13 protein-coding genes are annotated in these 15,251 nt (G+C 69.9%); 5 read left to right on the top strand and 8 right to left on the bottom strand.

The window, feature by feature from the left end; genetic code table 11:
* The first annotated feature begins 41 nt into the window (after positions 1-41).
* On the top strand, positions 42-509 hold the full coding sequence (locus tag AC3ERS_RS11260; RefSeq protein ID WP_431966775.1) for a GNAT family N-acetyltransferase: 468 nt from the start codon (positions 42-44) through the stop codon (positions 507-509).
* Here AC3ERS_RS11260 and AC3ERS_RS11255 read toward each other — a convergent pair whose 3' ends face one another.
* Positions 510-1,409: an NAD(P)H-binding protein gene (locus AC3ERS_RS11255; RefSeq protein ID WP_431966331.1), complete on the bottom strand. Its 900-nt coding sequence runs from the start codon at positions 1,407-1,409 to the stop codon at positions 510-512. It abuts the gene before it with no gap.
* An 85-nt stretch (positions 1,410-1,494) separates the two neighbouring features.
* On the opposite strand from AC3ERS_RS11255, the gene AC3ERS_RS11250 reads away from it, so the two are divergent.
* Complete coding sequence (locus AC3ERS_RS11250; RefSeq protein ID WP_431966329.1) at positions 1,495-2,295, top strand: AraC family transcriptional regulator; 801 nt, start codon at positions 1,495-1,497, stop codon at positions 2,293-2,295.
* 52 nt (positions 2,296-2,347) lie between these two features.
* Here AC3ERS_RS11250 and AC3ERS_RS11245 read toward each other — a convergent pair whose 3' ends face one another.
* Positions 2,348-3,097 carry a lysophospholipid acyltransferase family protein gene (locus tag AC3ERS_RS11245; RefSeq protein ID WP_431966327.1) on the bottom strand — a complete coding sequence of 250 codons (750 nt, stop codon included), beginning with the start codon at positions 3,095-3,097 and terminating at the stop codon, positions 2,348-2,350.
* 100 nt (positions 3,098-3,197) lie between these two features.
* On the opposite strand from AC3ERS_RS11245, the gene AC3ERS_RS11240 reads away from it, so the two are divergent.
* Together AC3ERS_RS11240 and AC3ERS_RS11235 are read left to right on the top strand one after the other, a co-directional pair.
* Positions 3,198-4,157, top strand: a complete 960-nt coding sequence (locus AC3ERS_RS11240) for a hypothetical protein (RefSeq protein ID WP_431966325.1) — start codon at positions 3,198-3,200, stop codon at positions 4,155-4,157.
* 185 nt (positions 4,158-4,342) lie between these two features.
* The gene (locus tag AC3ERS_RS11235; RefSeq protein WP_431966323.1) at positions 4,343-5,878 is read left to right on the top strand and encodes a Rieske 2Fe-2S domain-containing protein; all 1,536 of its coding nucleotides are present in this window, start codon (positions 4,343-4,345) and stop codon (positions 5,876-5,878) included.
* Between the two features lie 57 nt (positions 5,879-5,935).
* Here AC3ERS_RS11235 and AC3ERS_RS11230 read toward each other — a convergent pair whose 3' ends face one another.
* The 6 genes from AC3ERS_RS11230 to serS all read right to left on the bottom strand — a co-directional run bounded on the left by AC3ERS_RS11230 (position 5,936) and on the right by serS (position 13,364).
* On the bottom strand, positions 5,936-6,271 hold the full coding sequence (locus tag AC3ERS_RS11230) for a BP74-related protein (RefSeq protein WP_431966321.1): 336 nt from the start codon (positions 6,269-6,271) through the stop codon (positions 5,936-5,938).
* A 161-nt stretch (positions 6,272-6,432) separates the two neighbouring features.
* A complete protein-coding gene (locus AC3ERS_RS11225) occupies positions 6,433-7,464 on the bottom strand; it encodes a MauE/DoxX family redox-associated membrane protein (protein ID WP_431966319.1) in 1,032 nt (343 codons plus the stop codon).
* Positions 7,465-7,676: 212 nt separating this feature from the next.
* A complete protein-coding gene (locus AC3ERS_RS11220) occupies positions 7,677-8,675 on the bottom strand; it encodes a DMT family transporter (RefSeq protein ID WP_431966317.1) in 999 nt (332 codons plus the stop codon).
* Positions 8,676-8,712: 37 nt separating this feature from the next.
* Entirely contained in the window at positions 8,713-10,011 is a 1,299-nt protein-coding gene (locus AC3ERS_RS11215) for an MFS transporter (RefSeq protein ID WP_431966312.1), read from the bottom strand.
* A 155-nt stretch (positions 10,012-10,166) separates the two neighbouring features.
* Positions 10,167-12,017 (bottom strand): putative bifunctional diguanylate cyclase/phosphodiesterase, encoded by a 1,851-nt coding sequence (locus AC3ERS_RS11210; protein ID WP_431966310.1) that lies wholly within the window; start codon positions 12,015-12,017, stop codon positions 10,167-10,169.
* An 84-nt stretch (positions 12,018-12,101) separates the two neighbouring features.
* The gene (gene serS / locus AC3ERS_RS11205; RefSeq protein ID WP_431966308.1) at positions 12,102-13,364 is read right to left on the bottom strand and encodes a serine--tRNA ligase; all 1,263 of its coding nucleotides are present in this window, start codon (positions 13,362-13,364) and stop codon (positions 12,102-12,104) included.
* 161 nt (positions 13,365-13,525) lie between these two features.
* Between serS and AC3ERS_RS11200 the strand changes: the two genes are divergently transcribed.
* A complete protein-coding gene (locus tag AC3ERS_RS11200) occupies positions 13,526-15,226 on the top strand; it encodes an aldehyde dehydrogenase family protein (protein ID WP_431966306.1) in 1,701 nt (566 codons plus the stop codon).
* The last annotated feature ends 25 nt before the right edge of the window (positions 15,227-15,251 follow it).

Below are 15,251 nucleotides of genomic sequence, written 5' to 3'. Positions count from 1 at the left end.
TGCGATGGGCAACTTTAGTCGGCCGGTGCGGGTGATTCAAAATCGGCCGCTGCTCACATAGGTTGAGCGGCATGGGTGAGGTGGTGATCGAGGTCGCCGAGAAGGCGACGGAGCAATTGGCGGAAGCGGTTTCGGCCTTGAATCGGCAGCTCTCCAGCAGGCCGAGGGTGCTGAGCGTCGACGAGCTGACCGAGCTGGTCGAGTCGGAGGCCACCCGATTGTTGGTCGCCTACCTGGACGGCGCACCGGTCGGCATGCTCACGCTGGTGACCTATGCCATTCCGACCGGGGTACGCGCCAGGATCGAGGACGTGGTGGTCGACGAGGCGGCCCGGGGTCGCGGCGTGGCGTTCGAGCTGACCGAGGCCGCCGTGGAGCTGGCCCGCCGAGCCGGCGCCCGCACCGTGGACCTGACCTCCCGGCCCGAGCGTGCGGCGGCCAACCGGCTGTACCGGCGCGCTGGGTTCGAGGTCCGCGAGTCGGTCAGTTATCGGCGAACGTTCGACTGATCAGGCCTGCTTTTCGACGCGGGCGAGGCCGGGGGCCACTGGTTCCGGCACCACGCGGAACGCATCCGCATTGGTCGCGGCCCAGTCCGCGTAAGTACGGGGCGTGCGGCCGAGGACCCCTTGCACGTCATCGGTACGCACGGCGTTGCCGCCTGCGCGCACGTAAGCCTGACTGGCGAGCGCGCCGTCGATGTACTCGGCCGACATACCCGCCGCCAGCATGTGCTGCCGTGCCAGTTCCTCGGGGATGTCGGCGACCTCGATCGGGTGGCCGAGCACCGCGGCGAGTGCGCCTGCCTGGTCGGCGGCGGTGAGCAGTTCGGACCCTGTGAGGGTGTAAGTGCGGCCCGCGTGGGCAGCGGAGAGCAGGGCTTCGACCGCGACGGCGGCGACATCGCGCGGGTCGATGACGCCCTGTGCGCCATCCCCGGTGAGGTTGGGCACGGGCTGACCGGCGCGGATGGGGTCGGCCCAGCTGAGGGTGTTGGAGGCGAAGCTGCTTGGGCGCAGGACGGTCCACTCGAGTCCGCTCGCCCTGGCGGCCTGCTCGCCGGGCAGATGCCAGGTGCCGACGCGGCCGAGGTCCGGTTCCCCGGTGCCGATGGCGGAGAGCTTCACGATGCGCCGCACGCCCGCCGCGCGGGCCGTGGCGATGAGGGCGCGGTCGGTCTCGACGTCATCGGGTCCGAGTACGCCGACCAGGAACACCGCTTCGGCGCCCGTCATCGCCGCCGCCATCGACGCGGCGTCGCCGTAGTCGCCGCGCACCACCTCGACGCCCTCGGGCGCCTGCGCCCGTGCCGGGTCACGCGTCACCGCGCGAACCGGTATCTCGCGCGCGGCCAGTTGTCGGACGATCTCACTGCCGACGGTGCCCGTGGCACCGGTGATCAGAATCATGGCTACGACGGTGCCGTGCTCAGGCCGTCGCTTATAGGAAGTTTCGGCACAACCGCCGGGCGCGAAAGTGCCTAGAGTCGATGCGGTGCAGACCACGCCCGTCCGAACCGCCGAGCGCCTCGAGTCCACCGAGCGCGCACCGGAATCGCTGCGCCCGTGGCTCACCGAGCTGGGCCGGATTCCCTTGGTGCGGGACCTGTCCGAACCGTTCGCACACATCCCGCACACCGCGACCACCATCGTGCTGCGCACCGAGCAAGCCGGACGACGCGAGGCGCTGGTACTCGGCCCGCGCACCAGGGCAACGTATTCGGCCGCGAAAGCGCCCGCGAGCTGTGTCCGGCTGCGCCTGGCTCCCGGCGCGGCCCACCCGATGCTCGGCGTCGCCGCGAGCGAACTCACCGACCGGGCCGTGCGGCTCGCCGACCTGCCTGGCCCCGCGGCCGAACTCGCGGACGCGCTCGCCGACCTACCCCACGACGACATCCTCGCCTTCCTGGAAGACGAACTACCGCAGCGCCTTTCCGAAGACGCCACGCAACGCGCACACCGCGACCTGCTGGCCAAGGCCGCCGTCGCCCTCGCCGAACCGGCCGGACGACCGATCCCGGCGCTGGCCGCCGACCTCGCGGTCAGCGAGCGCCAGTTGCGCAACCTGTTCAGCAGCGGGATCGGGTTGTCGCCCAAGCATTTCGCCCGCATAGACCGGGTCCGTCAGGTCCTCGCCCACGCGGGAATCAGCCCGTGGTCGCGGATCGCGGCCGACAACGGTTACTACGACCAGTCCCACCTGACCGCCGATTTCCGCACCCTGATGGGCGTGTCGCCGGGCAAGTTCTTCCGCGGCCACCTGCCGGCCGCCACACCGTGCCAGGTGACGGCCTGACGACCGCACGCAAAAGCCATCGGGCACAGCGACCCCAATGACCTGTTGAGGATCAGTCGGCGCGACTGGCCCGGCGGGCCGCCTTCTCGGCCGCTTCGGCGGCGTCCATGGCGTCGGCCTGTTCGAGCGTCGGGGCGCCGCCGCCGAGGCGGGCGGGCACCCAGTAGGCGCCTGGCTCGTGCGTGTATCCGTCCTGCACCTCGAGCAGCATCCGCTGCATGGTGGCGCGTAGCTCGGCGGTCAGGTCGGCGGCGGGCTCGTACGGCTGGATGGGCTTGCCGACCAGAATCGAGATCGGAGTGTTGGTGCGACCCAACCGCTTCGGGAAGCCCTTGGTCCACACTCGCTGCGCGCCCCAGATGACGATCGGGATGATCGGCACGTCTGCCTCGATGGCCATCCGCGCGGCACCGGACTTGAAGTCCTTGATCTCGAAGCTGCGGCTGATGGTGGCCTCCGGGTACACGCCGACCAGTTCGCCGCGCCGCAGGTAGTCCACCGCGGCCTTGTAGGAGTCGGCGCCCGCCCCACGGTCCACCGGAATGTGCTTGAGCGACCGCATGATCGGGCCGGAGATGTTGTTGTCGAAGACTTCCTTCTTCGCCATGAACCGCACGTAGCGCTTGGGCGTGCGCACCGGCAGACCGGCGTAGGTGAAGTCCATGTAGCCGGTGTGATTGACCGCGACGACGGCGCCACCGGTCGCGGGGATGTGTTCATCGCCCTTGACGGTGAACTTCAGACCTTGCACGAAGAAGACGGTTCGGGCCAGCCCGATGATCGTCCGGTAGACGGGTTCCACAATTCCGCTAGCGTAGTCGCAGACTTTCCCATCCGGCAGTGGCGAAACGCCCACCGGATCCGGGATCCGCCCCGATCGGCTCAGAAAGAGGATCGTCGAAGTGGAACGCGCCCGACTGCTGGCGTATAGCGACCGGACTATCAGGAACGCAGGCGACCCCACCGCATCGAGCAAGAGTTCCGCGGCGCCGCCTGGCCCGGCTCTCCGGCGCGGGTATCGCGGGGCACTGATCGGCATGGCGCTCGGCGGCGCACTCCTGCTGACCGGTTGCGACTCGGTCTCGGGCATCCCGGGCGACGACCCCGCGCCCGCCAAGGCAGCGACGACGCCGCCCGCTGCGATTCCCTCGGCGCCGCCCGCTACCGCGGCCACCAGCACGCTCGCGGCGCCGCCCGCCGACGCGCCCGAGGTCGGCGCGGTGCCCGGCGTGCCGGAGGCCGCGGTAGCGCTGCGGCACTGGGCCGCCGACCTGAAGTCGGACACCATCGCGGAACTACAGGACAAGTGCTGGGCCATGGCTCCCGGCAACGTCGCCGAGATGTACGAGGACAAGCAGACCATCCTCGCCACCATCGCCCAGCCCGGCACGGCGACCGCGAGCACCGTCACCTGGAAGAGCCGCAGCGCGACCGTCACCGTGGAGCGCGACGCGATCGCGACCGGTTACACCTGTCCGCGGGTCTTCCCGGCGGGCACGGAGATCGGCTACAACGACGCCGACGCCCGCCACACCGTGCGCCGCTACCTCGCCCGCTTCGTCGGCGAACCGCTCGACCCGGCCGACAAGGAAGGCGACTACCCACTGATCTGCAAGGCCAGCCCGGCCGAGTGGGACCCGAAGGGCACCGGAAGCCCGACCCCGCCGCCGCTGGCGAACAACCCCGGCAAGCTGACCGGCGCGACCGACTTCGCAGGTCAGCAGATCAGCTCCGACCGCATCGGCGACGGCTACCTCACCGTGGAGGTGCCGGTCACCAACTCCTCCGGCGTCACGCAGGTTCGCACGTTCACGCTGACCGAGAGCGACGAGGGGTACTGCATCGGCGATGTCTCGCCGTAGCGGGCACCGTGAGCATCGTCATGTGAACGCAGCTACTAACCTGGTTGCCTGATAACGCCCATCTGGCGCGGCGCACGGTCGGAGCGCAGCCGGAGGTACGCCCGATGGTGCCGCCGGACGAAGTCCGTCCATCGCTCAGCGCACCGCCGGAGCGCAGGCGGAGGTACGCGTAGGAGGAACAGCTCGTGCAGATCACCAGCGTCGGACACGCCGGATTCCACATTCGAACCGCAGCCGGAACGATCCTTTGCGATCCCTGGGTCAACCCCGCGTACTTCGCCTCGTGGGTCCCGTTCCCCGACAACACCCAGCTGGACTGGGACGAGCTGGGCAACTGCGATTTCCTCTACGTCTCGCACCTGCATCGCGACCACTTCGACGCGGAGCACCTGGCGAAGCACGTCAGCAAGGACGCGACCGTGCTGCTGCCGGACTACCCGGTGCCGGATCTGCGCCGCGAGCTGGAGAAGCTCGGCTTCCACAAGTTCGTCGAGACCGAGGACTCGGTCAAGCACACCGTGACCGGTCCCGGCGGCGAGCTGGACGTCATGATCATCGCCCTGCGCGCGCCCGCCGACGGGCCGATCGGCGACTCGGGTCTGGTGGTCTCCGACGGTGAGACCGTCTGTTTCAACATGAACGACGCCCGCCCGGTGGACATGGACGTGCTGCACGACGCGTTCGGCCACGTCGACATCCATCTGCTCCAGTACTCGGGCGCCATCTGGTACCCGATGGTCTACGACATCCCGGCGCGCACCAAGTCCAACTTCGGCAAGCAGAAGCGTCAGCGCGGCATGGACCGGGCGCGCAGCTACATCGAGCAGGTCGGCGCGACCTGGGTGGTGCCCTCGGCGGGTCCGCCGGTGTTCCTCGACTCGGAGCTGCGTTACCTCAACGACGACCGCGGCGACGAGGGCAACATCTTCCCGGACCAGATGGTGTTCCTGGAGCAGATGGAGATCCACGGCAACGAGGGCGGGATCCTGATGATCCCCGGCTCGGTCGCCGACGTGCGCGGCAAGGAACTGTCGCTGACGCACCCGTTCGATCCGGCCGAGATCTACGCCGACAAGGCGGGGTACATCGAGCGGATGGCCGAGCGGTTCGCCCCGGCGCTGGAGGCCGAGAAAGCCTCGTGGGCGAAGGGCGACGGCCCGCTGCTCGAGCCGCTGCGGAAGCTGTTCGAGCCGATCATGGCGCAGAGCGATCTGATCTGCGACGGCATCGGCTACCCCGTCGGCCTGGTGCTCGGCGAGGAGACCGTGGTGCTCGACTTCCCGAAGCGGACGGTGCGCGCGCCCATCGAGGGCGAGGGCAAGTACCGCTACGGGTTCCGCGTCGCGCCGGAGCTGGTGCAGACGGTGCTGCGCGACAACGAGCCGGACTGGGTGAACACCATCTTCCTGTCCACCCGATTCCAGGCGTGGCGGATCGGCGGCTACAACGAGTTTCTCTACACGTTCTTCAAGTGCCTCACCGACGAGCGCATCGCCTACGCCGACGGCTGGTTCTCCGAGGCGCACGACGATTCGGCCTCGACCGAGATCGCGGGCTGGGAGGTGCAGCGCAGGTGCCCGCACCTGAAGGCCGATCTGTCCAAGTTCGGCGTGGTGGAGGGCAACAACCTCACCTGCAACCTGCACGGCTGGCAGTGGGATCTGGAGTCGGGCCGGTGCAAGACCTCGAAGGGGCACGAGCTGCGCTCGCGCAAGCTCTGAGTTCGACGAACCCCGGCCGGCGCGCACGGCCGGGGTCTGCCGCGGTGGTGCCGTCGATCAGCGGATTTCCCTGGTGAGCCTGGACGACCACGGGCACCAGAAACAACCGGGCAGGAAGGCGCCGCACGCCTCGTCGAGGTGATCCTCGACGTAGTAGATGGCCGAGTCACAGACCTCGATCGCCATGGTGAAGAAGGTGATCGTGTCGGGATCGAGGTGGAAGCTCCAGCCCGGGTTGTAGTCGACTGGCTGCTTCCTGATTCGGCCCATGACGTGGACCGACATCTTTTCCTCGCCGGACAGGATCCGGCGCGCCTCTTCGATGCGCTGCTCGTTGGTCAGCCGGATGATGAATTCCTTGCCGGAGTAATCGGTGAATGCAAAGTCCGCCATGACATCTCCCCTGCTGAAAGTAGTGGATGGGTCGCGCGCGGTTGCTACATCGATGCTTCACGATCCTAGCTACCAATAGGCAACTATGTCACGAAATGCTCTGCGCGCCAATCGATTTGAACCACAGGTTGGTTTTTCCCCGAGGAAACCAGGCCGACCGGTCAGCGCGGGCCGCGCATGGCAGCCTGATGACCGTTGCTTCGAGAGGAAAGCTGAGTTCGGACGGATTTTCTGGCGAGAATCAGCTCGCGGATCGCGATAGCGCCCCGCGCGACGGGCGCGGCGACCCGTCCGTCGGCGTCGATCAGCACGGCCGACGGTGTACCGCGGACGCGGTAGCGCAGCGCTGCCTCGTTGCCCTGCTGAACCAGCGAAGGGATGTCGCCGAGCTCCTGTTCGACGCCCCAGGCGGCCTGCTCCGCGGCGTCCCCGTTCCCGACGGCCACCATGGTCAGATCGACGCGCGACCGCCATCGCGGCAACTCCCGCGCCAGCGCGGCACACAGCTCGCAACCCGGATGCACAAACACCAGCAGCACGGCTCGGCCCGCCGCGAGCAGGTCGGCCAGGCTGGTGCGCGTGTTCGCGACGTCGAGCAGATCGAACTCCGGCGCGACCGAACCCACCGGCAAGCCCTCGGCGCCCAGCGTCGAGAGCGCCTGCTCGTCGAGCCTGCGACGCAGCGCGCCGACCTGGCCGATCAGCCACGCCAGCACCCCGCACAGCACCGCGACGAGCGCGAGTCCGGTGGCGGTGTCGGCGGGCAATCCGGCGGGAACCGAAGGACGGGCGAACGCGCCCCACAGGACCAGGGCCGCGAGCAGCATCAGCACACCGTTGCGCGCGATGCTGCGCGCACCGATCGGCGTCGCGCTCGCCGCACCGAAGCACGAGCACGCCGGATGCTTTCCGCGCCGCATCAACCGGACCATCACCGCCGTGAAGACCGTCAGCAGGAGCAGCACGCCGATCGCCGCGGCCGCCACCGTCCACGGCAGGACCACACCCACCGCGAGCACCGCCTCGACGACCGGAAGCCCCCACGCCACGGCAGGCACCCACCGCACCGGCACCTCGAAATCCCCCACCGCCTGCCGCGTCCCCGCACGATCGGCCAGCTTTCCCCAGGCCGACAATCCGAACACCACGGCGAGCGCCAGCCGCGTCACCCACACCCCGTATTCGATCAGCATGGGCCGCACCCTCCCACATCTGCGGTTATTCGAAATCGGAATCGCCGGAAGAGTATTCGAGGTGTTGCGAAGAACTGTTCGGTTCGGGGCGAACGACGACGCTCACGCCCGGGCACGAACAGCCCGTTGCGCGGCGGCTGCGCAGCCCGACGAGGTCATTACCCGAACGGGCGGATCTGTGGGCGTGCGCACCGTCGGCGGGAAGCCGAGGGTCATTGGTCCCCAATCCGGGAATCGGCCGACGTGGATGCGATGCCGGGACGCTGCTTGGCGGCCAGCCCGACCGCGACGAAGGTCAGCAGGCAGCCCAGCACGGACCACGGTGACAGGGCGGGGCCGGTCGGGATGAGCAGGTCGAGGGCGATGGCGGTGGCGAGCTGGCCCGCGACGGAGGTGAGGCCGAGCAGCAGGACTCCGATCCAGCGGACGGTGAGCGCGGCGAGGGCGATGAACGCGACGCCGATCGCGCCGCCCAGGTAGAGCCAGGGTTCGGCGGGGAATTCGCCGAGTCCGCCCGTGCCGGTCAGCAGGGCGGCTTCGATCAGCAGCAAAGCGACGAGCCCGACGGCGAAGTTCACCAGGGCGGCCGAGAACGATCCGCCGACCGCACCGACACGTCCGTTCACGGCCTGCTGCCAGGCCAGGCCGATGCCCGCCAGCGCGGGCAGCGCGATGAGCAGCGCGGACGGGACCGAGCGCAGCGATTCGGGGAGCGCGAGCGCGCCCGGTGCGGCGCCGGAGCGGTCGGCGACGGCGAGGAAGACCGCGCCGACGGCGAGCGCCGCGCCGCCCATCCGCAACGCGGTGATCGGGGTCGAGCCGCTCGGTGCCAGACCGAGCCGGTCGACGACCAGGCTGCTGGACAGCTGCCCCGCGACGACGGCGACGGTGAACGCGGTGACGCCGATCGCCGCGACGGTCAGACCCTGGCAGGCGACGAAGAACGCGCCGAACAACCCGCCCAGCATCTGCCACCGGTGCAGCGTCCGCTCACCGAGCGCCCTGCGCACCGCGCCGAGTCCATCGCGCAGCCGCCCGCTGAGCGCAAAGGCGATCGCGAGCAGGAGCAGCCCGGTCCCGAAACTCACGGTGGCGGCGGCGATGCCATCCTGCAACCGGACACCGAGCGCACCGTTGATCCGGGCCTGCACCGCCACACCCGCGCCGATGCAGAACCCGCACAACAACCCCACCCTCGCCCGCCCGGTCATTTCCGCACCGTACCCGCGGGGCGATCAGCGCCGCCGCTCACGCCTGTCCGGCGACCTCGGCTCGCACCACGTGCCGCGGCAACCAGGCCGGGGTCAGGGCGGCGATGGCGAGCATGACCAGGCCGAGCAGCGCCAAGGTCGCGGCCATCGAGAGCCAGAGCGTCGCCAGCGCGACGAATCCGAAGATCACCAGCGACACCACCTCCGAGAGCAGGCCGGACACCGAGGTGACCGTCGCGCGGGCCGGGCCCTCGATGGCGTCCTGCAACCGGGATTCGGCGACCACCTCGGCATTGAGCACGACACCGTAGCCGAGGCCGATCGCCGTGAAACCGACGCCGGTCAGCAGATACACCGCGTCCGGACGATCGGTGGCCAGACCCGCGATCAACGCGCCGCCGATGAACAGCACACCGCCCACGGCGACGGCCGCCGCGATGACGCGTGCGGACAACCGCGCCGTGCGGCCCGCGAGCAGCGAACCGGTGAGCGAGCCGACGACGGTGAGACCGACGAGCAGCGGCACCACCACGGTCGGCGCGCCCGCCGATTGCGCGAGCAGCGCGAAGTACTCGTCGTAGGCCGTGATACCGAACAGCAGTGCGCCGAGCAGCACACCGTTACGCACCCGGCGCACCCGGATCGCCTCGCCGACGCCGGTGCGCAGCATCGTCACGTATCGGGTGAGCACGCCGGACCGATCGGCGGCCGCGGCCCGAGCCCGTGCGTCGCCGGGCACGACGGGGTGACCCGGTACCGCCGCGACGGCGGCGGGCGCGTCGTCGGTCAGGTCGTCGACCGATGCCGCCTTCGGCGCGCTCGGCAGCGACACCGCGACGAGCACGTGCAACGCCGCGATCGCCACGCTCGACCAGCCGACCAGGGCATACCCACCCCAGGCGTACAGCGGCGTCGCGGCGAGGATCGCCACGACAACGGCGCCCTCCGCGGCCGCGCGGGCGTAGCCCATGATGCGCGGATAGGCGACGGGTTCACCCTTGGCGACCAAGTCGTCATAGATCAGCGCCTCGAAGGTGCCCGACTCCAGGGCGCTCGACACGCCCCACAGCACGAAGCCGATCGCGAATCCGAGATAGGACGGCGCGACGGTCCACCACGTGAAGGCCGCGAGCACCAGCGCACCGCTGACGATGAGCAGGTTGCGCCGGGACACCGTGTCGGCCCAGGCGCCCGACGGCACCTCGAGCACGAACGCGGTCACCGACCACAGGGCGAGCAGCGAGGAGATCTGCGCGGTGTTCAGGCCGTGTTCGGCGAACAGCAGCGCGTACAGCGCGTAGAGCGGGATGAGATCGCGCGAGCCCCTGAACAGCACCGCACGTACGGTGAGACCACGGACGCCGTGATCACGACCCCGTCGCGTGGAGGGTGCGCGGGAAGCTCAATAGCCATTGATGATCAAGCGCATGCCCTTCAGCTTCGACGCACGGGCGCGGCCTCGTCAAGCGATTTTCCGCGCCCGCGGGCGAGTCAGCCGAGCGGCAGCCAACCGTTGGCCGCGGGCATGGAGTCGTCGCCGATCTCCCGGTCGGACAGCCCGGCTCCGATACGGCCCTGCCCGTCGTTCAGGTCGTTGATCAGATCCGATACCGGATGCGAATCGCTGTAGTGGTAGCCCTGGGCGAGCGCGAAACCGAGTTCGGTCAGCACCGCCGCCTGGTACTCGGTCTCCACGCCCTCGGCGATGACCTGCAGGTCGAGCGCGCTGCTGAGGGCGGCGATCACGCCGAGTAGCGGCGGCGCGGGCGAATCCGAGCGGATGGCGGCCACGAAGGACTGGTCGACCTTCAGGATGTCGCTCGGCAGGGTGGCCAAGCGGCTGAGTGAGGAGTAGCCGGTGCCGAAGTCGTCGATGGCGATGCGCACGCCCCGGTCGCGCAGCGTGTGCAGATTCGCGATCGCGGTCTGCGATTCGGCGGCCAGCTCGCTCTCGGTGACCTCGAGGACCAGCTGGTCGGCGGGCCACCCGGTGCTCGCCAGAATGTCGGACACCCGATCGGCGTAACCGGACTCGGCCAGTTCCAGCCCGCTGACATTGACGTTGAGCGTCAGGTCCAGCTGCGCGAAGGTCTCCTGCAACCGGGCCGCGTCGGCGCAGGCGCGGCGCAGCACCAGTTCGTCCAGATCGGAGATGAGGTCGTATTCCTCCGCGACCCGGATGAGCCCCTCGGTGGTGACGTCCGGCTGCGCGCTCGACGACCAGCGCAGCAGCGCTTCTACGCCGACCGCCTTGCCGCCGCCCTCGCTCAGGCTGACGATCGGCTGGTAGTGCACGTCCAGCGCGCCGCGATCGATGGCCTCGCGCAGTTCGACGGCCAGCGGCAGCTGCCGGGAGGACTCGAGCACCGTCCGGTTGCGACCGGCCTGCTTCGCGCGGTACAGACCGACGTCGGCGCGGCTCACCAGCAGCGAACCGGACTCGCCCGGCTGCCATGAGGTGACGCCCGCCGAACAACCGGTGGTGACGGCCGCCCGCAGCTGCTCGGTGAGCAGGATCGCGGCCTGTTCGGTGGTGTTCGGCAGCAGCAGGGCGAAGGCGTCGCCGCCGTAGCGGGCCAGCCGCTGCTCGGGGGCGAGCAGCTTGGACCAGGTGTCGGCCACCCGCTGCAGGACCGCGTCGCCCGCACGGTGGCCGAGGTGATCGTTGATCTTCTGGAAGCGGTCGAGATCGACAAGCACCAGCGACAGACCCTGCCCGGCGCGGGTGGCCTGCTCGATCGCGGTGTTCAGCGCGCGGTCGAAACCGCGGCGGTTCAACAAGCCGGTGAGCACGTCGATATCGGCTTCCGAGGCCATCCTGGTCAGGATGCCGACGACGACGCCGACGCCGAACGTCACGCCCGCCGGGATCAGACCCGACCACCAGGGCAGGTCGCGCGCGGGCAGCGCCCACAGACACAGCGCCATGGCGAAGGCGATGTGTGCCATCGCTTGCGGCCAGCGGAAGAACAGGGCCGCATCGCAGGCGATGAAGACATAGAACGAGGCCAGGCTGATGCCGCCGACGGTGTTCGGGAACGAGTGCACCGCGATCGTCACCAGCACGGTCGCGATCGCGACGTAGCCGTGGTGGATGGAATGCGGCAGTCGCGGACCCCACGCGAGCAGCGTCAGACCCAGCGCCAGCGCGATCGCCGCCGCTGTGCCGACCAGTGGTCGATTACCCTCGTCACCCGGTGCGATGGCCGTGATCACCAGACCAAGCACACCACCCATGACGTAGAACGCCCCGGTGGTCCGAGCCATGACCATTGCCGTCGCCAGCGCCGATGCCGCCCGCACCCGGGTTCGGGTATCGCCGCGCGCCCCGATTCCTCGCACGGGGAACAGCCTAGACACAACGCATCTCACTGGTTGCCACATCCCCGGAATCCGGGCATGGCGAACCAGTGGCTATCGCCCTGGTCAGCGCGCGGGTCGCAGTACCTCGGTACCGACGAACGGGACGAGCGCCTCGGGCACCCGCACCGAACCGTCGGCCTGCTGGTGGTTCTCCAGCAGCGCGACGATCCACCTGGTGGTCGCGAGTGTGCCGTTCAGAGTGGCTGCGATCTGCGGTTTTCCGTTCTCGTCGCGGTAGCGCACGGCGAGACGGCGGGCCTGGAAAGTGGTGCAGTTGGAGGTCGAGGTGAGTTCACGGTAGGTCCGCTGGCTCGGCACCCAGCCCTCGCAGTCGAACTTGCGCGCCGCCGAGCTGCCCAGATCACCCGCCGCGACATCGATGATGCGGTAGGGCACCTCGATGGCCGCGAGCATCTCCCGCTCCCAGGCGAGCAGGCGCCGGTGCTCGGCGTCGGCCTCCTGCGGCGTGGTGTAGACGAACATCTCGACCTTGTCGAACTGGTGCACCCGGATGATGCCGCGGGTGTCCTTGCCGTAGCTGCCCGCCTCGCGACGGAAGCACGACGACCAGCCCACATACCGCTTGGCGCCGTCACCGAGATCGAGGATCTCCCCTGAGTGGTAGCCGGCCAGCGGCACCTCCGAGGTGCCGACCAGGTACAGGTCGTCGTCGGCCAGGTGGTAGACCTCCGCCGAGTGCTGGCCGAGGAAGCCGGTGCCCGCCATGATCTCCGGGCGCACCAGCACCGGCGGAATCATCATGGTGAAGCCGTTGGCGACGGCCTTCTGCGCGGCCAGCTGGAGCAGGCCGAGCTGCAACAGCGCTCCGTAGCCGGTGAGGAAGTAGAACCGCGCGCCCGACACCTTGGCGCCGCGCTCCATGTCGATCACGCCGAGCGCCTCGCCGAGCTCCAGGTGGTCCTTCGGCTCGAAGTCGAATTCGGGTGGCGTTCCGACCGTTTCGAGGACGACGTAATCGTCCTCGCCGCCCGCGGGCGCGCCGTCCTGCACGACGTTCGAGATCGCGCGGTGCGCGGCGTCCAGATCGGCGTCGGCGGCGTGCTGGGCCGCCTCGGCCTCCTTGACCTTCACCGACATCTCCTGCGCCTGCGCGAGCAGCGTCGGGCGCTCCTCCCTGGACGCCTTGCCGACCAGCTTGCCCATCGCCTTGTGCTCGGCGCGCAGGTTGTCGGCGGTGGCGACCGCGGCGCGGCGCGCGGCGTCCGCCTCCAAGAGGGCGTCGACGAGGGCGGGGTCTTCGCCGCGGGCGCGCTGCGAGGCGCGTACCGCGTCGGGGTCTTCCCGCAGGAGTCGGAGGTCGATCATGGGCTATCAGCCTAGTCGGCGGGCCGTCGGCGTTTCACCCCGATATCGGTCTGCCGGTCCCGGCGGCCGGATCGGGCGCGCGTGCCCGCCCCTGCTGACCCGTTTGCGCCGATCTGTCCAGTTCCTGGCCGCGCGGGGCATGGTGCGCGCATAGTTGGCTTGTGGGCACGACTTTCGACGAGACGACCATCGACAACGCCCTTGCCGACCTGTCCGCGGGCGAGAAGACCTGGGCCGCGACTCCGCTGCGCAAGCGCAGGGAACTGCTCGACGAGATCCACAAACGCACCGGCCGCTTCGCCGGTGACTGGGTGCGGGCCGCGCGCACCGTCAAGGACCTCGACGCGGACTCCCCGCTGGTCGGCGAGGAGTGGATGTCGGGCCCGATGGCGCTCCTGCAGGCCACCGCCGCCCTCTCGGCCACCCTGGCGAAGCTGGAGGCTGGGCGCAGCCCGCTGGACGGCGTCCGGCTGGGCACCGCGCTCGGCGACCGGGTCACTGTGCCGATCCTGCCTTCGGACGCCTACGACCGGCTGCTGCTGAGCGGTTTCCGCGGCGAGGTCTGGCTGCGGCCCGGAGTCGACGCCGACACCGCCCGCCGCCGCGCCGGACTGGGCCAGCTGGACCCCGCCGCGACCGGCGGCATCGGCGTGGTGCTCGGCGCGGGCAACATCACCTCGATCCCGCCGCTGGACGCGCTCTACGAGCTGTACGCGCACAACCGCGTCGTCGCGCTCAAGCTCAACCCGATCACCGATCCGCTGTTCACGGTGTTCGAGATGGTCTTCGCGCCGTTCATCGAGCTCGGCGTGCTGCGGATCCTGCTCGGCGGCGCGGAGGCGGGCGGCTACCTGGTACGCCATCCCGACGTCGCGCACGTGCACATGACCGGCAGCGCCAACACCCACGACGCGATCGTCTGGGGGCGGGGCGCCGAGGGCACGGCGAACCGGCGCGCGGGCACGCCGCTGCTGGACAAGCCGATCACCAGCGAGCTCGGCGGCGTCTCCCCCACCATCGTGGTCCCCGGCAACTGGTCCGACGCGGACCTGAGCTTCCAGGCCGAGCACCTCGCGACCCAGCGGCTGCACAACGGCGGCTACAACTGCGTGGCCGCGCAGGCCGTGGTGCTCGGCGCGGACTGGCCGCAGAAGGACCGCTTCCTCGACGAGCTGCGCACCGCGCTCGAGCTGGCGCCGCAGCGCGCGGCCTACTACCCGGGCAGCGACGCCCGCGTCGCCGACGCGCTCGCCTCGTACCCGGAGGCGGAGCGGCTCGGCCAGGGCCGGGTGCTGATCGACGGTCTGCCGTCCGCCGAAACGCCGCTGTTGCGCACCGAGTACTTCTCTCCGGTGCTCGGCGTGGTCGAGCTGCCCGGGCGCGGCGGCGAATTCCTCCAGCGCGCGGTGGATTTCGCCAACGCCGAACTGACCGGAACGCTCGGCGCGAACGTGCTCGCCGATCCCACGACCATCGGCAGGCTCGGTATCTCCTTCGAACGCGCGGTGGAGCGCCTGCGCTACGGCACCGTCGCCGTGAACACGTGGACCGGCCTGGCCTTCCTGTCGCCGCGCGCGACATGGGGCGCGTTCCCCGGCCACACCCTCGACGACGTGCAGAGCGGAATCGGCGTGGTGCACAACGCCTTCCTGCTCGACGAGGTGGAGCGCACGGTGGTGCGCGGGCCGTTCCGTCCCGCGCCGCGTTCGCTGCTCGGCGGCGAGCTCGCCCTCTCCCCCAAGCCGCCGTGGTTCGTCGGCAACGACACCGCCGCCGTGACGGGCCGCAAGCTCACCGAGTTCTACGCCGATCGCAATCCGGCACGGCTGCCCGGCCTGTTCCTGTCCGCGTTCCGCGGGTGAACGCGCGGATTCGGGCAGGTCGTGG

The sequence above is a fragment of the Nocardia sp. bgisy134 genome, from assembly GCF_057708325.1.
This window is presented reverse-complemented; position numbering and strand designations above follow the sequence as displayed.

Excerpts from the sequence above, each read along its gene's own strand:
- AC3ERS_RS11255 (WP_431966331.1), bottom strand. The coding sequence starts at position 1,409 with ATGATTCTGATCACCGGTGCCACGGGCACCGTCGGCAGTGAGATCGTC.
- AC3ERS_RS11230 (WP_431966321.1), bottom strand. The coding sequence starts at position 6,271 with ATGGCGGACTTTGCATTCACCGATTACTCCGGCAAGGAATTCATCATC.
- AC3ERS_RS11225 (WP_431966319.1), bottom strand. The coding sequence starts at position 7,464 with ATGCTGATCGAATACGGGGTGTGGGTGACGCGGCTGGCGCTCGCCGTG.
- AC3ERS_RS11220 (WP_431966317.1), bottom strand. The coding sequence starts at position 8,675 with ATGACCGGGCGGGCGAGGGTGGGGTTGTTGTGCGGGTTCTGCATCGGC.
- serS (WP_431966308.1), bottom strand. The coding sequence starts at position 13,364 with ATGATCGACCTCCGACTCCTGCGGGAAGACCCCGACGCGGTACGCGCC.